The 20,162-nt window shown below is 35.5% G+C and carries 19 protein-coding genes, 3 pseudogenes and 1 riboswitch; of the genes and pseudogenes, 13 read left to right on the top strand and 9 right to left on the bottom strand.

Translation table 11 applies throughout. The features are described from left to right. A partial coding sequence (locus COL05_RS26390; protein ID WP_098670739.1) for a peptidoglycan D,D-transpeptidase FtsI family protein occupies window positions 1–1,776 on the top strand: 1,776 nt, incomplete at its 5' end. Window positions 1,777–1,858: 82 nt separating this feature from the next. Further along, entirely contained in the window at window positions 1,859–2,380 is a 522-nt protein-coding gene (gene lepB / locus COL05_RS26385) for a signal peptidase I (RefSeq protein ID WP_098670738.1), read from the top strand. Between the two features lie 32 nt (window positions 2,381–2,412). Here lepB and COL05_RS26380 read toward each other — a convergent pair whose 3' ends face one another. Beyond that, window positions 2,413–3,036, bottom strand: coding sequence for a cephalosporin hydroxylase family protein (locus tag COL05_RS26380; RefSeq protein WP_306475324.1), 624 nt, complete (start codon window positions 3,034–3,036; stop codon window positions 2,413–2,415). 157 nt (window positions 3,037–3,193) lie between these two features. Here COL05_RS26380 and COL05_RS26375 point away from each other — a divergent pair. Beyond that, window positions 3,194–3,719 (top strand): annotated as a pseudogene (locus COL05_RS26375) (NUDIX hydrolase). 293 nt (window positions 3,720–4,012) lie between these two features. Continuing rightward, on the top strand, window positions 4,013–4,870 hold the full coding sequence (locus COL05_RS26370) for a PhzF family phenazine biosynthesis protein (RefSeq protein ID WP_098670736.1): 858 nt from the start codon (window positions 4,013–4,015) through the stop codon (window positions 4,868–4,870). Between the two features lie 35 nt (window positions 4,871–4,905). Here the strand turns inward: COL05_RS26370 and COL05_RS26365 are convergent, their stop codons facing one another. Then, window positions 4,906–5,682, bottom strand: coding sequence for a class I SAM-dependent methyltransferase (locus tag COL05_RS26365; protein ID WP_098670735.1), 777 nt, complete (start codon window positions 5,680–5,682; stop codon window positions 4,906–4,908). A gap of 341 nt (window positions 5,683–6,023) precedes the next feature. On the opposite strand from COL05_RS26365, the gene COL05_RS26360 reads away from it, so the two are divergent. Next, window positions 6,024–6,791: a MerR family transcriptional regulator gene (locus tag COL05_RS26360; RefSeq protein ID WP_098670734.1), complete on the top strand. Its 768-nt coding sequence runs from the start codon at window positions 6,024–6,026 to the stop codon at window positions 6,789–6,791. A 147-nt stretch (window positions 6,792–6,938) separates the two neighbouring features. On the opposite strand, the pseudogene COL05_RS26355 reads toward COL05_RS26360, so the two are convergent. The 3 genes and pseudogenes from COL05_RS26355 to COL05_RS26345 all read right to left on the bottom strand — a co-directional run bounded on the left by COL05_RS26355 (window position 6,939) and on the right by COL05_RS26345 (window position 9,626). Beyond that, window positions 6,939–7,708 (bottom strand): annotated as a pseudogene (locus COL05_RS26355) (DNA alkylation repair protein). 33 nt (window positions 7,709–7,741) lie between these two features. Continuing rightward, window positions 7,742–8,047: an iron-sulfur cluster biosynthesis family protein gene (locus tag COL05_RS26350; RefSeq protein ID WP_142337672.1), complete on the bottom strand. Its 306-nt coding sequence runs from the start codon at window positions 8,045–8,047 to the stop codon at window positions 7,742–7,744. 112 nt (window positions 8,048–8,159) lie between these two features. Further along, entirely contained in the window at window positions 8,160–9,626 is a 1,467-nt protein-coding gene (locus tag COL05_RS26345) for an amino acid permease (protein ID WP_098670732.1), read from the bottom strand. 112 nt (window positions 9,627–9,738) lie between these two features. After that, window positions 9,739–9,931: riboswitch (Lysine riboswitch) on the bottom strand. Between the two features lie 323 nt (window positions 9,932–10,254). On the opposite strand from COL05_RS26345, the gene COL05_RS26340 reads away from it, so the two are divergent. Beyond that, window positions 10,255–10,704: a GNAT family N-acetyltransferase gene (locus COL05_RS26340; RefSeq protein WP_098670731.1), complete on the top strand. Its 450-nt coding sequence runs from the start codon at window positions 10,255–10,257 to the stop codon at window positions 10,702–10,704. 39 nt (window positions 10,705–10,743) lie between these two features. On the opposite strand, the gene COL05_RS26335 is transcribed toward COL05_RS26340, so the two are convergent. Then, window positions 10,744–11,754 carry a sulfite exporter TauE/SafE family protein gene (locus COL05_RS26335; RefSeq protein WP_142337671.1) on the bottom strand — a complete coding sequence of 337 codons (1,011 nt, stop codon included), beginning with the start codon at window positions 11,752–11,754 and terminating at the stop codon, window positions 10,744–10,746. 98 nt (window positions 11,755–11,852) lie between these two features. Here COL05_RS26335 and COL05_RS26330 point away from each other — a divergent pair, with 98 nt between their 5' ends. The 6 genes and pseudogenes from COL05_RS26330 to COL05_RS26305 all read left to right on the top strand — a co-directional run bounded on the left by COL05_RS26330 (window position 11,853) and on the right by COL05_RS26305 (window position 16,396). Next, a complete protein-coding gene (locus tag COL05_RS26330; RefSeq protein ID WP_098670729.1) occupies window positions 11,853–12,650 on the top strand; it encodes a VOC family protein in 798 nt (265 codons plus the stop codon). 14 nt (window positions 12,651–12,664) lie between these two features. Next, entirely contained in the window at window positions 12,665–13,603 is a 939-nt protein-coding gene (locus tag COL05_RS26325; RefSeq protein ID WP_098670728.1) for an aminoglycoside phosphotransferase family protein, read from the top strand. A gap of 13 nt (window positions 13,604–13,616) precedes the next feature. Continuing rightward, window positions 13,617–14,360, top strand: coding sequence for a metallophosphoesterase family protein (locus COL05_RS26320; RefSeq protein ID WP_098670727.1), 744 nt, complete (start codon window positions 13,617–13,619; stop codon window positions 14,358–14,360). A gap of 120 nt (window positions 14,361–14,480) precedes the next feature. Beyond that, window positions 14,481–15,050: pseudogene (locus tag COL05_RS26315) on the top strand (hypothetical protein); the annotation flags it as partial. A 127-nt stretch (window positions 15,051–15,177) separates the two neighbouring features. Further along, entirely contained in the window at window positions 15,178–16,002 is an 825-nt protein-coding gene (locus COL05_RS26310) for a DUF2785 domain-containing protein (RefSeq protein WP_098670726.1), read from the top strand. Between the two features lie 79 nt (window positions 16,003–16,081). After that, complete coding sequence (locus COL05_RS26305) at window positions 16,082–16,396, top strand: DUF3892 domain-containing protein (protein ID WP_098670725.1); 315 nt, start codon at window positions 16,082–16,084, stop codon at window positions 16,394–16,396. A gap of 86 nt (window positions 16,397–16,482) precedes the next feature. Here COL05_RS26305 and COL05_RS26300 read toward each other — a convergent pair whose 3' ends face one another. Then, entirely contained in the window at window positions 16,483–16,923 is a 441-nt protein-coding gene (locus COL05_RS26300; protein ID WP_098670724.1) for a YaiI/YqxD family protein, read from the bottom strand. Between the two features lie 230 nt (window positions 16,924–17,153). Beyond that, the gene (gene pdxR / locus COL05_RS26290; protein ID WP_098670723.1) at window positions 17,154–18,596 is read right to left on the bottom strand and encodes a MocR-like pyridoxine biosynthesis transcription factor PdxR; all 1,443 of its coding nucleotides are present in this window, start codon (window positions 18,594–18,596) and stop codon (window positions 17,154–17,156) included. Between the two features lie 124 nt (window positions 18,597–18,720). Here pdxR and COL05_RS26285 point away from each other — a divergent pair, with 124 nt between their 5' ends. Beyond that, complete coding sequence (locus COL05_RS26285) at window positions 18,721–19,632, top strand: DMT family transporter (RefSeq protein WP_098670722.1); 912 nt, start codon at window positions 18,721–18,723, stop codon at window positions 19,630–19,632. Window positions 19,633–19,665: 33 nt separating this feature from the next. Here the strand turns inward: COL05_RS26285 and COL05_RS26280 are convergent, their stop codons facing one another. Next, entirely contained in the window at window positions 19,666–20,118 is a 453-nt protein-coding gene (locus COL05_RS26280; RefSeq protein ID WP_098670721.1) for an NUDIX hydrolase, read from the bottom strand. Window positions 20,119–20,162 lie beyond the last annotated feature (44 nt).

Genomic DNA, 20,162 nt, shown 5'->3' with positions numbered 1-20,162 from the left:
GATAAAAAAGATTTTTGGATGCAGTTAAATGAAAAGCGAGCAGCTGCAAAAGTGACAAAAGAAGATGAGAGTAAATTTAGGGAGCAAGAAATAGAAGGAAAAGAATTAGATAAAAAAGTAGAAGAGTTACGCAGGGAAAGAATTACGCAAGAAGAATTAAGCGAACTTTCAAAAGAGGATTTAGAAGTACTAGCAATTAAAAGTAAGATGAATGCGGGATATAAAATGACGCCGCAAATCGTTAAAAAAGATGTAAGTCAAAATGAATATGCAGTCGTAAGTGAAAGATTGGCGAATTTGCCAGGAGTGGATACGACAGTGGACTGGGAACGTGAATACCCAAATGATAAAATACTTCGTTCTATCCTTGGTAGCGTTTCTACTGAAAATGAGGGCTTGCCAAGAGAACAGTTAGATTATTATTTAGTGCGTGATTATAACCGAAATGACCGTATTGGTAAGAGCTACATCGAGAAACAGTACGAAGATGCATTACATGGAACGAAAGAACAGTCTAAAAATATTACGGATAAAGCAGGAAATATTATTCGGACAGAAAAAGTGACTGAAGGAAAAAGTGGAAATAATTTAATGCTAACAGTGGATATGGAGTTACAAAAAAAAGTAGAGCAAAGTCTTGAAAAGAATTTACGAGCATTCCATTCTGCAGAGCCGATGATGGATCGTGCGTTCGTCGTAATGATGAACCCGAAAAACGGGCAAATTTTATCAATGGCTGGGAAGAAGATTGTAAATAAAGATGGTGGCATGCAAATAGAAGACTTTGCTTTAGGAACGATGACAAGTTCTTATGAGTTAGGATCAACTGTGAAAGGGGCTACGTTATTAGCCGGATATCAAACTGAAACAATTAAGCCGTATACACATTTCTTTGATGCACCAATGTACTTTAAAGGAAGTACTAAGCCAAAGAAATCGTGGAAAGACTTTGGAGATATTGATGATTTAAGAGCTTTACAAGTTTCATCAAACGTCTATATGTTTAATACAGCGTTAAAAATGGCAGGTATAAACTATGTGCCAAATAATCCACTAGATATTAAAAAAGAGACATTTAATAAAATGCGCTACTACTTTAGACAGTTCGGCTTAGGTGTACCGACTGGAATTGATCTGCCGAATGAATCGATTGGTCAAATGGGTAGAACAGATGACATACCTGGTTTTTTACTTGATTACGCGATTGGACAGTATGATACATATACGCCGCTTCAACTTGCTCAATATATGTCAACAATTGCGAACGGCGGTTACCGAATGAAACCACAAATTGTACAAGAAGTGAGAGAGCAACCACATAGACCAGAGGATATTGGAAAAGTTGTTCGGTCTATTGAACCAGTTATTTTAAATCGAGTGGATATGGACACTTCATACATTAATCATGTAAAAGAAGGGTTTAGAAGAGTTTTTCAAGAAACTGACGGGACAGGTACTGCAACGTTTAAAGGATTACCGTATAAACCAGCTGGAAAAACAGGAACAGCTGAAACTGTATATGGTGGAGAAAGCGATATTGGAAGAGATGAAAACTATAACCGAAAAAAATGTTATAATTTAACTCTTGCCGGTTATGCACCATATGATGCTGATCCGGAAGTTGCTTTTTCAGTTGTTGTACCTTGGGTAAATGATGACAAATCAGGAATTAATTCCGCGATTGGTAAAGAGATTTTGGATTCATATTTTGAATTGAAAGCGAAAAGAGCGGGTGGAAATCCAGTCCCAGTAGAACAGCCGAACAAGGCCCAGTAAAAATAGTATCACTGCACAGAAACGTATTGTGCAGTGATATATTTTTTGAGTTGAAAAGCGTTTAAATAAGGTGGGAATGGATATGAAACAGGAGATTAAAAGAGGCTGGGGGAAATACATACTCTTCGTGTTTGTTTTGGTAATAGCCTATCATTCTTTTACTTTATGTAAAGTGGAAGGGAAATCGATGCAACCAACTTTATATGAAGAAGACTACGTATTTGTAAATAAAGCAGCAGTACATTTTTCTAATTTAGAGCACGGAGAAATTGTCATTATAAAGGAAGAAGATGAGTCGAAATATTATGTGAAACGAGTAATAGGACTTCCTGGTGACGTAATTAACATAACGAATGGATCTGTATATGTAAATGATAAAAAACAAGAAGAACCGTATACAAATAAAGATTTATTCAATAATACGCAAGTGTTTTATAATTTTCAAAAGACAAAAATCCCGCCAAATAAGTTATTTGTCATGGGAGATAACCGCGAAGTGAGTAGGGATAGTCGCAATGGCTTAGGATATATTGAAGAAGATAATATAATAGGCAGGGTGGAATTTGTGTATTATCCTTTTTCAAAAATGAAAATCATAGAATAAGTGGGGATGTACACCCCCCACTTATTAAAGTTTCACTTTATCTTCTTTAAAAAACCTTTTGGATTGAATGATATGAAAAATTTATGTTTAGACTCGTCGATTATGAAGTTATTGTTTTTAGTTAAAAACTCATCCACAGCTTCCATCGGGCCAGGCCCCCAATCGGGAAGAAGAGGATTTCCATTAATAGAGGTATCTTCTATAATCATATAACTTCCAGTAGTGACGATAGATTTATATAGTAAAAGTTCTTTTGAGACATGCTCTTTACTATGATCAGAATCTAAAATAACTAAAATCACATCATCAGGTTTGCGCATACTTAAAATGGTTTGGACGGCCTGTACAGAAACAGAAGAAGCTGTTAAATACGTAATCCGATTATGTGATGGCCGATTTGGCTGCGGAGTTATATCAATAGTAAGTACATGACCTTTTCCAATTAAATCTAACATGGAAGCTAAATACAGTGCACTACCACCATGAAATGTCCCGCATTCAATAATTAAATCGGGCTTTAATTCGTGAATGATCTCTTGGTACAAAAAAAGGTCAGATGGAAGTTTACAGATTGGAACCCCGAGCCAGTGTGTATCTTTTAACCACACAAGGCTGTCGTAATATTGGTTTAGAAATTCATTGCTTATATTATCGATTTTAAATTCTCCTTTCTATAAAAGATTCTTTCGTTTGACGTAAAGTGTTTACGCATGAAAGTTGTACTATATACTATGTGGTAAGGAATTGTAAGGCGAGTGTTTTTACTTGAAAATAAGCCAAATAACTTATATGAAAATGAAAGGAAATGATCGTATGTACAAGTACACCATTTGTTTTATTAGAAAATGCGATAAAATACTGTTATTAATATAGAAATAAAAAGCCAAACATGGGAATGGGGAATGGTGTCGGAGGAAAAATAGAAGAGAATGAAACGCCATACGAAGGAATTATTAGAGAAACGTTTGAGGAAACAGGAATAGAGCTTCAAAGTGTAACATATAAAGGGAATGTTATTTTTAAAGATAAAGACGAGCCTTGGGATGGTGAGGGAATGTATGTATTTCTTGCTGATTTACCACATGGAGTGCATATGGACACACCATTAAGTACGGCGGAAGGATTATTACAATGGAAAGAAATTGATTGGATATTAAATTGTGAAAATAGAGGTGTGGTTAGCAATTTACAAAAATACTTACCAATCATATTAAAAGAAGAAAATAAGTTAGAACATATATTCACATATGATAACCGGAATATTATTAATTACACAACTGCATGTTTGAAGGAAGATAAAGCGAACAAAAGGTATGAAAAGCAGCTTGTTTCTCAATAGAAAAGTATAAAAATAATCACTCTTATAATCTAGTAGAGATTATTTTAATAGAGCAATCAGCATTTTTATGTTATATATGCGAGGTGATGATATGTTTCAGAAGTATATTTCATTAGGCATCATCGTTATATGTACGGTGTTCCTTTTGGAGTTTGTTTTAAAAGTGATAAAAAACTAAAAGACATTCAAAAAGCAGAGTTTGTCTTTTACTTTATGGAGAATTTATCCAACAATATATATACGTAGTACGTTCTATGCTACAATTTACTATAAGTGAGGAAGGAAGGTGTCTTATGAAAATATCCGTTTATGTTGCAAGTGCATTTAGCAAGGATCATAAAGGCGGAAATAAAGCAGGAGTGGTATTTATGGAGAATCCATTGACCACTACTCAAAAAATGGCAATAGCTAAACAACTGGGCTATGCGGAAACCGCATTTATATCAGAATCTGAAATTGCTGATTATAAATTTGAGTATTTTACACCAAAAGAAGAAGTTGATTTATGTGGACATGCCACAATTGGCTCGTTCGCGATACTGATGCATGTAAATAAACTTTTCAAGAATCACTATACGATTGAAACGAACAGCGGTGTTCTGACTATTACCATAAAAGATGACACTATATTCATGGAACAAAACGAACCGATATTTTATGATGTTATACCTCCGAATGAGTTTATCGACTGCTTTGACATTAAAGATATAGATAATACATACCCAATTCAAATTGTCTCTACGGGTTTAAAAGATATTTTAATTCCTATAAAAAGCGAAATACAATTACATACTATGCAACCTAATTTTGAAAAAATTAAAGAAATCAGCAAGTATTATAATGTTGTCGGAATGCATCTATATACTTTTAATGACAATCGAATTATATGCAGAAACTTTGCTCCACTATACGACATTAATGAAGAAGCAGCGACTGGAACTTCAAATGGTGCATTAGCTTGCTACCTTTATGAACAGCACTACTTACAAAAAGAAGTCTATGTATTTGAACAAGGTTATTCTTTACACTCGCCTTCTGAAATATTAGTTAAATTAGCAACCGATAGCAAGAATAAAATAGAAAAAGTTTATGTTGGCGGCAAAGGCTATTACTGTGAAACGAAGTATTTAACTGTAGAAAATATTGAGTGAAAATAAAAAAAAGAGATGGTAGATCCATCTCTTTTTCATATGCTCCATGATGAACTGCGAATCGCCTTAATCAGAAAACGATGTTGCTTCACATCGAAATACCCTTTTTGTAAGATGACTTCATGCATACGATATAATTCCTCATAATACCTTTCGACAGTAAAATTAGGAATTTGCCATGGAATCGCTTTTAAATAATAGACAATCGCACCAATGTCGTAAAAGCGTTGAAAAGGGAACTCTTCTTTTTCTTCTAAAATAGTAAATCCATTTTCTTTTAACTCACTACATGCCGCTTCGAGCGACCAACTTGCAAATTCGCTATTTAGCGATGCATTAAACTGCTCATTTAGTTCTGCACAATCGAGACCGCCAACTTGTTGTGTAAGAAATATTCCATTAGGAGCAAGGATTCTGTTTACCTCAGAGGCAACATAGGATTCATGTTGATTTATGATTACATCAAACTGACCATCTTGAAATGGTAAAGCGGTATCATCCGTTACCTTTACAACTGTAACCCCTAAAGGTTCTAATTTCTTCCGAGCGATTGGCACGTTTGGAGTGTACCCCTCAGTAGCATAAATAGTTGATGGGAACGGTTGTAACATAGATAAAAACTCTCCGCCGCCAGTACCCATATCGAGCATTGATTCTGCATGCTGCATAAGCTGGAAAGCAGCGTTGCCATACGACCACGATAAAGGCGCGCTCTTCATCCGACCCGTTTCTGAAATGAAAGAAAAATCCCAACCGCTAAAATTTGTATTAGCACTTTCTAATAAAGTTGAAAATAATGGATCACGTTTCATAAATTTGTCCTCCTATTTCATAAATGAATGATATGATGAGAAAAGAAAAAGGGAGGACCTCTTATGAAAGATAAGCGGTTTTACGTTTCATGTTCAAATAGATTCATATACATTCGCTCCTTGTGAGAATGGTTATTTATATATTCGGGATAAGTAAGTGAAAGTCCTTTGAATTTGTGAGGGAAGGTTATGCTAGTCAATAATCGGGCCATAAAATGGGATAGCGCAATACATATTGATTATATGCATTTTTATATTTTTGAATTTTCTTTAATTATCTCTTGAACCTCTAGTTACTTTAGGTTTTATAATGAATTTATAATTTTAATAGGGGGATTTAGATGAAAAAGGATAAAAAGTTTTCTATCGGAGAATTCTCAGAAAAAACGGTAATACCAATTCCTACTTTGCACTATTATGATGAAATCGGGTTATTACAACCTGAAAAGAATCCTTCCTCAGGGCACCGCATTTATAAATATCAAGATATTATAACCTTACAAAAAATTCTAAGTTTAAAATTCCTAGGCTATAGTCTAGATAAAGTCGCTAATTTGTTACACGAATCAAGTTTTGGTGTTGATTTGAATGAAAGTTTGTCTCTCCATTTGCAAGTGTTAGAAAGAGAAAAAGAACAAATTGAGCAATCAATGCAAGCAATTAAAAGAGTAATGAAGTTAGTCGAAGAGGAATGTGAAATAGATAGTACAGTATTATTTAGTCTTATTTACGGTATGAATACAGAACATACACATAAAGAATGGATGAAACGTCATGAGTTAACGGATATCGTGGAAGAGTTATCAAAGAAACGAGAAGAAGATAAAATTGCTTTGGATCAAACGTTTATTCAATTGTCTAAAAAGGTTAAGCAATTATATGGTAAACCAGTTGAGGATTCGAAAGTACAAGAGATGGTAAAGGAATATATAGAAGAGTCTTTTTCATTTCTTAGTGAAGATTTGATACAAAAATTAGCTAATACTAGTGTGGAAGATCTGGATATGCAAGAACTTGAAAATATGATACCTTCGCCTTTCACAGAAGATGAACAAAAATGGCTTAATGAAGCGATGGAATATTATGTGAAGCAAGTAGAAATGGAATAGGAATAGATTTTATGAGTGTTTAGCTTCATCGAAATAATGCTATAGACCTTTCATTGAAGAAGGGGAATATGTTTGTTATTGCTTTATTCAAAAGAAAGAAACGCGTATGCTTTATTTTTGAAGCATACGCGTTTTTGTTTAAAATACTCAAAAATAAAAATCTTTTGGTAAAGTATCAGTTTAATAACCGTTCGTAACCCATTTTTTATAATCCAAGGATTAACTGGATGGTGTTTATCACGTTATTGCTGCAACCATTGAAAAATAAGTTCTTTATCTTCTTTCGTAATATCGTTAATATGATTGGCTATAGATTTTTGAACATATTTAGAAGGATCATTCATTAAAGGCTCAAGAAACTGTAAATTGTACTTAAAGTCACCTTTCAGAGCTCTTATTTTTTTAGCCCAAGGAAGCCTTGGTCTTGTACCTTCAGAAACTAATCTTCTAATGTGGCTGTTTTCATCATGAATCCACTTTTGTAATATGTTTAGTGTGTCTTCATGGTATATTTCAAGAAAAGGACGAATAGCATATTCAGCAGTATTCCTTTTTGTTATTTCATACATGGCGTTGAAAGAGGATTCAAAATCGTTAAGCCCATATTTTTTAACGTATTTTGCGATAGGCATGTACATATATCCGTTTGTAAACGTGCCTACTTCTGTTGTATTTTCTGGGCCTAATGTTTTCAGTAATATATGTATTGCTTCATTAAAATCTTTTTGTAAAGCATTGTGTAATTCATCTGCCATTACTTCAATACGCTGCTTTAACTCTAAATTTTCAACTTTACATGTTACGGAAGATACAAAGTTTCTTTTAGAGAAAGTAGGATCGTGTTTACAAATAGAATCAGCCATTTTTTCTGCTAATTCTTCGTTAAACAAAAATTTTAGCGGAACATATTTACCCATTTTTTCACCTCATTGGTCAGTTGAAAACAAGTTTTAGTTTTTAATCGACAACCCATAAACCAAAGTCTCACTCGGAGTCGTAATACTAAAACCAGTCGTCTTATAATCAAGTTTCACCGTATCACCAGTGTAGTCTCTCGTAAATGAATCCATTTGTACGGTAAAATTAGCATCTTCATATACAACGTCATCTGCAACATATGTATCCCAAATTAAATCAACATCAACGAAAATACTACAAGAGTTTGTCATTGTCCCTCTAATGCGAATGATCTTTTTGTCTTCACGTTCTAATCTATGTATAGCTGCTTTTGCTTCATCAGTAATGCGAATGTTCATCGTATCCCAACCTTTATGTATATTCCCTTTATTATTGCAAAAACAGGAGCAATAGGGAAGAGAGAAGCATTGGAATAAAAAACGAGCAAACAATTTGTTTGCTCGTTTCACTTTATTTTAGTTCACATTTATCAAGTGGAATCACTTTCGTTTTCTTCGTAAATTTATATCCTAACCATAGTACTAAGAAGAGTGGTAAACCGATGTAAGAAACGAGTACGCCGTTCCAGTCGATTGATTCACCCATAAATGCGCCGTAGTTTTGTCCTAAAATTACGATGATACAAAGTGTAAATGCGAAGATTGGACCAAATGGGAACCATTTTGCTCTATATGGTAAGTCTTTTAAATCTTTGCCTTGTGCGATATATGCTTTACGGAAACGGTAATGACTAATTGCGATTCCAACCCATGCGATAAAGCCAGACATTCCAGATGCGTTTAATAACCAAATGTATACAACACCGTCACCGAATAAAGAAGCAATGAAAGCGATACTACCGACAATTGACGTTACGATTAACGCGTTAACAGGTACACCGCGGCTATCTAATTTGCCTAAGAATTTTGGTGCTTTACCTTGGCGAGCTAAATCCCAAAGCATACGAGTTGATGCATACATACCAGAGTTACCAGCAGATAGTACTGCCGTTAAAATAACAGCGTTCATAACAGAAGCAGCAAAGGCAACGCCCGCTTTTTCAAAAATAAGTGTAAATGGACTTACTGTTACATCGCTTGCAGCAAGGCTTTCAGTCGTATAAGGAATTAATAAACCAATAACGAGAATCGCAAGAATATAAAATAAAAGAATACGCCAAAAGATAGAACGAATCGCTTTCGGAATATTACGCTCTGGATCAGACGTTTCACCAGCAGCAACTCCTAACAATTCAGTACCTTGGAAGGAGAAACCAGCTGCCATAAACACACCGATAATTGCCATGATGCCGCCGTTAAATGGAGCATCTGCAACAGTGAAGTTTTTGAAGCCAACAGTTTCACCGCCCATAATTCCAAAAATCATCATGAAGCCGACAATTAAAAAGATAATAATAGTAACGACTTTAATAAGTGCGAACCAATATTCAGATTCACCAAACCCTTTAACAGATAAATAGTTTAAAAGGAAAATAATAGCTAAACATAATCCGCTCCAAATAAGAGAAGGGGTATCTGGGAACCAAAATTTCATAATTAATGTTACAGCTGCGAGTTCAGCAGCAATTGTAATGGCCCAGTTATACCAATAGTTCCATCCGAGTGCAAAGCCAAGTGATGGATCAACAAATTTTGTTGCGTACGTGCTAAAAGAACCGGTAACAGGCATGTAAGCTGCGAGTTCAGCTAAGCTTGTCATTAAAAAGTAAACCATAATCCCAATTGCGGCGTATGCAATTAATGCGCCACCAGGTCCAGCGGAATGGATGACACCACCGCTGGCAAGAAATAATCCGGTACCAATTGTACCGCCGAGAGAAATCATTGTAAGGTGCCTAGATTTTAGGCCGCGTCTTAATTCACCTGTTTCTTTTGTAGTTTGCGTTTTAGAGGTAGCTTGATTCGTTGCGCTATTCATGTTCAACACTCCTTTTCTTGTAAGATAGGAAGGAGCGGGGGAGAAAAATACAAAAAACCGCCAAAGGAATTTGGCGGAACGTTTCACAAATAACCACCCCATCATACCCTTCCGTTAAGATAGCACCCCACGTTTACACGGTAATTTTGTAAACGTGACAGTTCTGTTCCTTTCGGAGACAGCCCCAGCTCATATTTCCAGAGAAGAAATATAAACTTCGGCAACTTTTCCTTTCAAACGGAGTCGGTGACATTCCCTGCGTCTCGTCCGTCTTACTCTTAAAAGTCGCAACCTCTACCTCATCGGATTGATGAGGATTTAATATATTGCTAAGATTTTTAATATATGGCAATTGTAATGAGTTTCTGAATATATTGCAAGATATTTTGTTAGGAAAAGTCAAAAAATATCGGTTATTGTATAGGAAACGCTTGCAAAACTCCACCCGAACCTACTATTATGTAACAATAAGCAAAGAAAAAATTGTTATACAAATGTTTCGCAAAAAATATTGAAAAACCCTTCAAAAATTAAAAGAAAATTCAGAAAATATAATTCGACATTTATAATAAGTTCATATTTTTTGATATAATTAGAGAAACGTTGAATCAAAAAAGGGGAAATCAATATGAAATTAGAAACAGAAAGGCTTTATATAGTACCGTGTACAGAAGAGAGTATTCACGTCGCTAACGAGCAAGGATATAATAGTGGTCCACATATTGTAGGGCATGTAGAAAATGTAAAAAAAGATAAGGCTTTATTACCTTGGGGTGCGTGGTATGTCATTCGAAAAGAAGATGACATCGTTCTAGGTGATATAGGATTTAAAGGAAAACCAAATGAGGAACATACAGTAGAAATTGGTTACGGATTTATTGAGAAATATTGGAATAAAGGGTATGCGACAGAAGCCGTAAGAGAATTAATAAATTGGGCTTTTCAATCAGGAGAGGTAGAAATAATTATTGCGGAGACACTTCTTGAAAATGAAAGCTCGATTCGTGTATTAGAGAAATTACATATGAAGAGAACTGGCACTACAGAAACGATGATTAATTGGAAAATAGAAAAATAAAAAATACCGCTCGACGTATATCGGGCGGTATTTTTATCGTTATGGTAGTATTTGTTTTTGATCATTCGGATATCCGGCTGTCGGCGCGTTAGAACGATTGGAATGATTGCGAACAGCAATGAAAATAGAAATAATAACGACAAGACCAACTGCCACGTAAGAAAGTGAAATAATAGTTGGATCCACTTTAAATGTAGTAAGCAGTGTACGAATGTTTGTAAAGATTATAAGGCCACCGACTAATACGCCAAGTAAATGAGAAGGAACGATGCGCACTAGCCATGCAGCGATTGGTGCCGCTACGATACCACCGAGCATAAGAGAAAATACCCAAACCCAACTTACTTGTTCCCAGCCAAGTGAAATGAAAAAGCCGATTGTTGCAGCGAGTGAAACAGGAAATTCACTCGTATCTACAGATCCGATAACCTTTCTAGCTTCATTTCCTCTTGCTAAAAGTACAGGTGTCGTAATCGGACCCCAGCCACCACCACCAGTTGAATCAACGAATCCAGCGAATAAGCCAAGCGGAACAAGTTGTTTTGCAGACATACGTTTTTTGGAAGCAACAATTTGTTTTTGAATAATGAATCGTAATAAAATATAAACCCCCAAAGTAAATAAAAATACGGAAATGTACGGTTTAATGACATCGCCAGGTAAATTGCTTAAAAAACATGCTCCAATAAATGCGCCAATTGCTCCTGGCAATGTAAGCCTGGAAACTGTATATTTATCAACATTTCCAAATTTGATATGAGACGCACCAGAAGCGGCTGTTGTAACGACTTCAGCTAAATGAACAGATGCGGAAGCTACAGCCGGTGCGATACCAAACATTAATAATAGTGAGGTAGATGTTACCCCGTACGCCATTCCAAGTGCTCCATCAATCAATTGAGCGAAAAATCCAATAATAGCAAAGACAATTAATTTCTGCATAAATAATCCCCCTGTAATAATAAATGAAAAAGACACTTTTCCCGTGTGAGAAAAGTGCCTTTGGTTTTTCCAATCAGCAATAATGAAATTTGTTTCATTATAATACATATTAATCGTATAAATCAACTGGGTTTTAAAGTTTTTTGAATTGAATGAAAGAAAAATAAAATATACAATAAAAGGATGGAGAGAAAGGAGAGAAAGACATGTTACGATTTGATCATCTCGTACACGCAGTACATGGTACACCGGAGGAAGCAGCAAAACAAATGCAGGCGCATGGATTCCATACTGCAATAGGTGGAGAGCATACTACTTGGGGCACTTGGAATAGTTTATGTTATTTTGATTTATCATATATAGAATTTTTAGCAGTACAGCATGAAGATAAAGCGAAGAAAGCAGACAATCCATTAGTACAAGAAACAGTAGTGAAATTACAAGCCGGAGAAGGCATGTTGCAAATCGCAATTCGAACAGATGCCATTGAAGAACTAGCAGTTAAGTTTAGTAACCACGGTTTACATACGATAGGACCATTTGAAGGAAAACGAATGAGAAAAGATGGCCGCCTTTTAGAATGGAAAATGTTATTTGTAAAGCAAGAAGAGAACGGACCAAAATTACCTTTCTTTATACAGTGGAATGAAACGGACGAAGAAAGAAGAAACGATTTACATAACATTGGGACGATCACTGAACATAAAAACAAAGTGCAACAAATTGAAACGATTCATTACGCAGTAAAAAACGTTCGAGAAACAGTACGGAAATGGAAAAAAGTAATGGGGCTATCTAGAAGCTCAGTTGTGAAAAATGAAAAATGGAATGCTGAGTGTCAAAGTGTATCGTTTGGTGACATTCAAGTACAGTTTTGTGAACCGGTTGGAGAAGGTCTAGTGCAAGAATACATAAAGAATCATGGCGAATATCCATTTGCAGTCGAGTTTACAGGAGAAAATAAACGAGAGCATGAAGTGTTAGGTAGTTTGTACATATATTGATAGAGGTGAACGTTGTGAAGGAAATGCTTAGAGAGATAGAGAAAAAGCTAGAATGGCCTCGTATTGTAAAGTGTACAGCAATTTCAAAAGGTTTTTCACATGAAGAGAAATATAAAATAGAATTAGAAAACAGATTAACATATTTTGTAAAAGTATGTGATGCTGTTCATTTTGAACGTAAACAAGAAGAATATACGTATATGAAACAATTAGAGTTATTACATATTCCAACCCCGAAATTAATTCATTTTATAAAAATTGAGGAATTAAATAAATGTGTTCAAGTATTTGAATGGGTCCAAGGTGTAAATGGTGAAAAAGGGTTAAGGAAGCTATCGGTGAAAGAACAGTATTATGCGGGAAGAAAAGCAGGGGAAGTATTAAAGAGGATTCATTCAATTGAAAAAGAAAGTGCAAGTAATAAATGGGAAACGGTTCGATGGAATAAATACGAAAGATACGTAGAAGCGTTAGCAAACTATGAAATAGACTTTCTTGATTTGAAGCTCGTATTAACCTTTGTAGAAAATCATAAGTATTTATTGAAAAATCGTCCAATTACCTTTTTGCACGATGATTTCCATCCAGCAAATAGTATGATTCATAATAAGGAATTTATCGTTATCGATTTTAGTGGATATGATTTTGGCGATCCAATACACGATTTTTATAACGTAGCGATTTTTACTACAAGAATAAGCAAACCATTTGCAGTTGGACAAGTTCATGGTTATTGCGGGGGAGAACCGTCACTTCATTTTTGGCAACTGTACTCCTTATATGCAGCAATGACATTCCCAGCGGATATTGTATGGACAAACCGAAGCACGCCCCATTTAGTAGATGATATGAAAGAAAGATTGAACGGAATTTTAGAAGATCATAATCATTTTTCATCCTATATTCCAAAATGGTATCAATCACAACATGAGGATATAATAAACTGTAAGTAATGGAGGGATTCATATGGATAAAATAGCAGTAATTTCGGATATTCACGGTAATATTCCGGCATTAGATTCTGTACTGAAAGACATTAAAGTAAGAGGAATTGAACGCATTATTTGTCTTGGAGATTTAGTTGGAAAAGGCCCTCATTCTAGCGAAGTAATTGAAATCATTCGTAAAGAATGTGATGAAGTTGTAATGGGGAATTGGGACGATTTTATCACAAAACCGACTGAATTTGAAGCGTTAAAATGGCATCAAAAACAACTATCGGAAGAACAAAATGACTATTTAAGAAGCTTACCATTTTCAATCGAATTTTTTATGAGCGGCAAATTGATCCGTATGTTCCACGCTTCACCGAGAAGTTTATATGAAAGAATTCAACCACACGCTTCAAGAGAAGAGCGTGTTAGTATGTTCGAAAATAGCGATCTGACGGAAAATATAGAAGGAGAAAGAAAGCCAGATGTTGTTTGCTACGGTGACGTTCACCAAGCATTCGTTCAAAATTTCAGAGGGAAAACGTTATGTAATGCTGGTAGCGTAGGCAATCCACTTGAGATTACACAAGCTTCCTATTTAATATTTGAAGGAACGTACAATGAAAAAGAAGCCGCGAGCTTTTCCATTCAACTCGTACGTGTACCGTATGATATTGAATTAGCTATCAGACTAGCAGAAGAACTCGATATGCCAGAAATTGAAGAATACAAACAAGAATTACGGACTGCGTTATATCGAGGGTTTAAAGAAAAGTAAGCCAATCAAAATATATCAACGATTCGACAAAGGATATCGACTTACCGACAAATAGTGAAATAAACTATCACTCATAATAATGTTATGTAAACTGATTGTGGGAGGAAATATCATGAACCGAAAACAACATTTGCAAACGAACTAGCAGAGGAAATGAAAAAGCTCGGAGTTCCAGTAACACGTGCCACCATTGACGATTTTCATCATCCGAGAGCGATTCGCTATGCACAGGGCAAAGAATCAGCAAAAGGGTATTATGAAGATGCACACGATTATACAGCTTTCAAAGAAAGGTTATTAAAGCCTTTAGGACCAGACGGGAATTTACAATATGAAACGATTTCTCATAACTTAATAACGGATATTCCTGTACATAATGAACCACTAGTGGCCACGCAAAATATGATATTGATAGTAGATGGAACGTTTCTATTGAAAAAAGACGTTGCGCATTTATTCGATTACAAAATCTTTGTAGATACAGATTTTGAGATTGCGAGAAAACTTGGTGCAAAGCGGGAAACTGAAGCTTTTGGAAGTTATGAAGAAGCAGAGAAGATGTTTTTGAACAGATATCATGCGGCATGTAAGATGTATATAGATGTGCATAATCCGAAAGAGTGTGCGGATGTTGTATTTCGGAATAGTGATTTAGCAAATCCAGAAGTTATATTTAAAGCGCGAAAGTAATACATAATCAAAATTATATGTATAGGCTTTTATTTATAGTTATAATTCTCGTATAATTAAATTAACTTTAGAAAGTAAAAACGGGGGATAAGGCAATAAAAAAACGTAAAAAGGGGATAGGAATAGAATGAATGAAGTACTAGAGCTAAAAGAAGAACTACTACAAATTAAAAATAATAATTATGCTGTACCAGAAGACGTAGATGCATATCCATATGCGCAGTGGATGCTAGATTATATTGGATCACCTGATGCTGAATTACGTGATGATTTAATTTATAGTACGCTTCACACATGGATTACAAATGATGTATTTAGACAAAAAGAATTACGAGGATTAATGCTACAAGCAATTAGTCCTGATTATTTATTTTATAAAATTGGTGAAAAGGGAACAGACTCTGTATTTAAACGTGCATTCTCCGTATTAATTCCGCCACTTATTTTATCTGTTCATGAAAGAGAACCATTGTTATCTGAAGAACAATTGTACAGTGTGGCAGAACAAGTACTGGAATATGTATATTTAGAAGAAGATGTAAGGGGTTACGTAGAAGAGAAAGGCTGGGCACACTCTACTGCACATGCAGCAGATGCGCTCGATGCTTTAGCACGTACAATACAAAATCGTGAGTTTTCATATGCAATATTAGCTGCTGTTCGTCAGAAGGTTCGCTTACATGACTACGTATACATTCACTTTGAAGATGAGAGATTAGTAGCGCCAATCATGTCGTTACGTAACCAAAATCTTTTAACTGAGGAAGAGTGGAGCAATTGGTTACATAGTATAGCAATTGTTGAAGACATCCCGCATCCTCAGTATGATATTTTAGTACAAAATATTAGAGCTTTCTTAAGAAGTTTATACTTTAGAGTTTTAGAGACAGAGGGTAGTACAGCCTTTACAGATGATATTTTGGAAACTTTGAAGGATTTGCGTAGGTATTAAAAATCCATTTTGCTAAAAGAAAATTACATAAAACCAACACCTCCCAACCATACTAAAAAATGTGTTGGAGGTGAATGTTATGGACAATAAAGACTTTGAAAAAGTTTATAATGATTACTTACATCAAGGAGAAGAGCATGCTCAATTTGAAGTAGACAATGAAGTCAATTCAGGAGCAGAACAAATTGTTGCTGTTCGTAAAAATGATGATGGTGATTTAATTGCTTTTAAAACAAGTAGCGGGAGAGAGTTAGATTATATGACTGCTCTTAGTGAAGCGAAATCTGGGAAGTTAGCTCATGTAGACGTATTTCATAAGTATGGTAGAGATATTATACGTAGTGAACCTGATGGAATAAAGGAAAATAACTTAGATAATTTACCTTCATTTTAAAAGGGTAAACCTCAAGAAGAGAATGTTCATTTGGATATTCTCTTCTTTGTTTTGCGAAGTTTTCCTTGCGAAAAGAAGGTTCATCTTTAATGGGCGATCATACTTTTAAAGAGCGCTCTAAATTTCTCTTTATCTTCTGCTGTAAATGGTTTCGGTCCCTTTGTGCGCTTACCACTTTTTCGAACCATTGCACTTAAATATCGTGTTTGTAACAATTGTTCAATGTTATCATTCGTATACTTATATCCTTTATGGTGTAGAACGATACAGCCTTTTGCTAATGCAAGCGAAGCAAGACCGTAATCTTGCGTTACGATTAAATCTTCTTTTTTTGCTAACTGCATAATTCGGTAATCTGCAGCATCTGCACCAGAATCAACATAAATTGTTTCCACACCTTTAGGCTGTTGGGTATTAGAATAATGAGAAAAGCTAGTAACGAGGGTTACAGGGATTTCTGCATTCGTAGCCTCAAAAATAATTACATCTTTTACAGGACAAGCATCTGCATCAACGTAAACTTTCATTTTTACCACTCCTATAAAGTGAAACTTTAATCAGTGGGGGGATTCATCCTCCACTGATTATTAGTTGAACCAATCGGGCATTTACGGGCAATTGATCTCCCACCTAACTTCTTTGTTACAGCTGAACTTTGAGCTGGGAGTTTTATTGCCCGTTAATGCGGGGTAACTAGGTTCGTGTTGATAATAATGGTAGATTTTTCTTTTGTCAAACGATAGAGCTTTATGTAAAGTTATTTTTCACAAACTAAAATAGCTTCTCGCAAACGAGAAATACCTTCCTCAATTTGATCAATATTTACTTTTCCATAAGATAAACGAATATAACCATCTTTTGACCCGAAAATACTACCTGGCATAAAAGCGATTTCTTGTTTTAAACTTTGCATAATAAGTTGTTTTTCGTTTATTGGTTCTTTTAATTTTCCCCATATGTATATACCGCCGGTCGGGTTTGAAAAAGAGATTTTATCGTGAAGTTGCTCATTTAAGGCGCGAACGATAACGTCTCTTTTTTCTGCGAGTTGTTTTCGTAACGGTACGATATGAGACTGAAATGGTACAGTTTCAAAAAATTGTTGCATAAGCCACTGCGGGAAAATGCTCATACCTAATTCCATTTGGTGCCTTGCATCTGATAACCTTTCTACTACAGACTGCGGAGCGACAAGCCAGCCAACTCGTAAGCCTGGTGCAATCATTTTAGATAAAGAATGTACATAAATGACAGTTCCGTTTTCATCAATTGATTTTAAGGTAGGGCAAGGTTGTTTCTTTTCTAGCGTAAGTAAACTAGAAGGGTCATCTTCCACAATCGCAATTCGTAAGTCTGCGCAAAGTGATAACAGTTTTTTTCTCCGGTTTGGATGAAGCATTGTTCCCGTAGGATTTTGGAAGTTTGGATTTAAAAAAATCATTTTAATCCGATGCTTTCTATATAATTCTTGCACATCATCCGGATTAATACCATGTTCATCGACAGGTAACGGAAAAATACGAATACCTGCTGATTGGAATAACGGTAAGGAATAACAGTGTGAAGGACTTTCGAAAGCGACTGCATCACCTGGATTTAATAAACATTGCACGATAAGGTGAAGGGCTTGCTGTGCGCCAGAAGTAATCATAATAGACTGCTCAGTCGCTTCAACTTTTAAATATTCCTTCATATATTTTACTACCGCTTGTCTTAGCGGGAGATAGCCTTGTGGATGATCGTAACTTAATGAGTGCGTTAACGGTTGTTCTCGTAAAATCGTTTGTAGTTGATCGTGAGGATAGAGGTTACAACCGAGCTCTCCGTTTGCGAAATCAATGATGTTTTCATTTTGTTGTACTTCTGCACGAATATGGCGAAGTAAAGGTAAGTTTGGTAAAAACGTGCCACCTTCTACGAAATTTCTCCAATTCGGCGTTAATGTTGGAGAAACACCCCACATATGTGTACTTACACGTGTCCCTTTACCAGTCGTACTTTCTACAATTCCCATAGCACGTAACTCATTATAAGCAGTCGTTACTGTACTACGGTTTACATTTAACTGCGTAGCTAATTTCCGTTCGGAAGGTAGGAAGCTTCCTGGAGGTAGTTCTCCGTATGTAATACGTTTCTCAATAAAGTCAACAACTTGCTGATAAATGGGGATTTTACTGTCGTTATCTAGCTTCCATTCCATACAAACGCCTCCGAATCTCTTATATACATTCAGTATAACAAATTGGCTGGGTAAAAAAACAGCCAATTGGACGGTGTTATATCCAGCCAATTTTACTATGCTAAATATGGAAGGGGAGATTCGGATGAAAAGATGGCAAATGGAATGGCTCCTAGTATCAGTAGCATTAGTATGGGGAGCAAATTATACAATAGGAAAGTATGGTGTGGCATATATGTCATCCATTCAATTTAATAGTTTACGATTTTTAGTAGCATCTCCGGTATTATTACTTATTACATTTTTAATGGAACGCTCATTACGTATTGAAAGAAAAGATTGGTTACGATTAGTAGCAGTCGGTATCGTTGGTACGGCAATGTATCAAACGATGTTTATGCTATCTGTGAAATATACTTCAGCAACGAACGCCTCATTATTAATTGCGATGTCACCTATTTTTACAGGGATATTAGCAGTATTGCACAAACAAGAACGTTTTTCGATGAAAGTACAAATTGGTTCAATAGTAGCGTTTATTGGTGCAGCATTCGTTTTATTAACAGGACATACAGGAGGAGCTACTTATGAGTATGCGTGGCTCGGAAATGTAATTGGATTAGTCGCAGCAATTGCGTGGGGATGGTATCCAATATTAGCGCAACCTCTTATTACAAAATACTCCGCGATGAGAGTTACATCATGGTCTACTTTAATTGGAATTGTACCGCTAGTGATATACTGTTTATTCAATGTAAATTCTTTAACGTGGCCAGTAGATACGCTAAGCTGGGGATCACTAGCATATTCAATCATCTTTGCGACTATCTTTGGACTAGCAATGTGGTATGTCGGTATTAGTCAAATAGGCTCAACGAAAGTAATGGTTTATATGTATCTCGTACCATTGTTCGCGGTTATCTTTGCGGCAGTAACGATTGGGGAGCAAATCAATATGATGCAACTCGTTGGCGGACTTATTATTTTTGTAGGTTTATATGTTGTAAAAAAGGGCGGAATCAAAAAGCCAGCTCTCAATTTGAAAAAAGTAAGTTAACAGTAAAAATGATCTCTTTCATATAGAAGGAGATCATTTTTTATTTCTTAATATAAGTGCTTGTTCAACGGCCCATTTTTGATGATCATGAAGGAGAAGTTCTACAGCAAGTAAAGGAGACACCCATCGTAAAACATGATCCTCCTCACAATTTTCAGTTTGTTTCTGCACCATGTTCACAATATAAAAGAAACCATCATTCAAATAATATGTATCTTCCTTTTCTGCATAAAAATATCGAGCCGCATTACCGATATACTGATTAATTTTAATTGCCCATCCTAATTCCTCTAGTAGTTCACGGTGCAAACATTCTTCTTTTGTTTCATTACCTTCCATACCGCCACCAGGTAAAAAGTAACGGTCTCCTTTTTCGATAATAGCTACTTTTGAGCAAGTATCGTTAAAAATAACTGCGTAGCAACTAGGTCTTAATACATAATGAGCGGTATATTTTTTCAAGCCAAACGTGAGTTTTGAAATCATAAAACACGACCTTTCTCTATAAAATACATAAAAGGAATATTAAG

The organism is Bacillus sp. AFS059628 (assembly GCF_002571225.1).
In the GTDB taxonomy this organism is placed as follows: Bacteria; Bacillota; Bacilli; order Bacillales; family Bacillaceae_G; genus Bacillus_A.
This window is presented reverse-complemented; position numbering and strand designations above follow the sequence as displayed.

What these genes read in the sequence shown, in the direction of transcription:
- lepB (WP_098670738.1), top strand. Translation starts at nt 1,859, where the DNA reads ATGAAACAGGAGATTAAAAGAGGCTGGGGGAAATACATACTCTTCGTG.
- COL05_RS26370 (WP_098670736.1), top strand. Translation starts at nt 4,013, where the DNA reads ATGAAAATATCCGTTTATGTTGCAAGTGCATTTAGCAAGGATCATAAA.
- COL05_RS26365 (WP_098670735.1), bottom strand. Translation starts at nt 5,682, where the DNA reads ATGAAACGTGATCCATTATTTTCAACTTTATTAGAAAGTGCTAATACA.
- COL05_RS26360 (WP_098670734.1), top strand. Translation starts at nt 6,024, where the DNA reads ATGAAAAAGGATAAAAAGTTTTCTATCGGAGAATTCTCAGAAAAAACG.
- COL05_RS26350 (WP_142337672.1), bottom strand. Translation starts at nt 8,047, where the DNA reads ATGAACATTCGCATTACTGATGAAGCAAAAGCAGCTATACATAGATTA.
- COL05_RS26345 (WP_098670732.1), bottom strand. Translation starts at nt 9,626, where the DNA reads ATGAATAGCGCAACGAATCAAGCTACCTCTAAAACGCAAACTACAAAA.
- COL05_RS26340 (WP_098670731.1), top strand. Translation starts at nt 10,255, where the DNA reads ATGAAATTAGAAACAGAAAGGCTTTATATAGTACCGTGTACAGAAGAG.
- COL05_RS26335 (WP_142337671.1), bottom strand. Translation starts at nt 11,754, where the DNA reads ATGTATTATAATGAAACAAATTTCATTATTGCTGATTGGAAAAACCAA.
- COL05_RS26330 (WP_098670729.1), top strand. Translation starts at nt 11,853, where the DNA reads ATGTTACGATTTGATCATCTCGTACACGCAGTACATGGTACACCGGAG.
- COL05_RS26320 (WP_098670727.1), top strand. Translation starts at nt 13,617, where the DNA reads ATGGATAAAATAGCAGTAATTTCGGATATTCACGGTAATATTCCGGCA.
- COL05_RS26310 (WP_098670726.1), top strand. Translation starts at nt 15,178, where the DNA reads ATGAATGAAGTACTAGAGCTAAAAGAAGAACTACTACAAATTAAAAAT.
- COL05_RS26305 (WP_098670725.1), top strand. Translation starts at nt 16,082, where the DNA reads ATGGACAATAAAGACTTTGAAAAAGTTTATAATGATTACTTACATCAA.
- COL05_RS26300 (WP_098670724.1), bottom strand. Translation starts at nt 16,923, where the DNA reads ATGAAAGTTTACGTTGATGCAGATGCTTGTCCTGTAAAAGATGTAATT.
- pdxR (WP_098670723.1), bottom strand. Translation starts at nt 18,596, where the DNA reads ATGGAATGGAAGCTAGATAACGACAGTAAAATCCCCATTTATCAGCAA.
- COL05_RS26285 (WP_098670722.1), top strand. Translation starts at nt 18,721, where the DNA reads ATGAAAAGATGGCAAATGGAATGGCTCCTAGTATCAGTAGCATTAGTA.
- COL05_RS26280 (WP_098670721.1), bottom strand. Translation starts at nt 20,118, where the DNA reads ATGATTTCAAAACTCACGTTTGGCTTGAAAAAATATACCGCTCATTAT.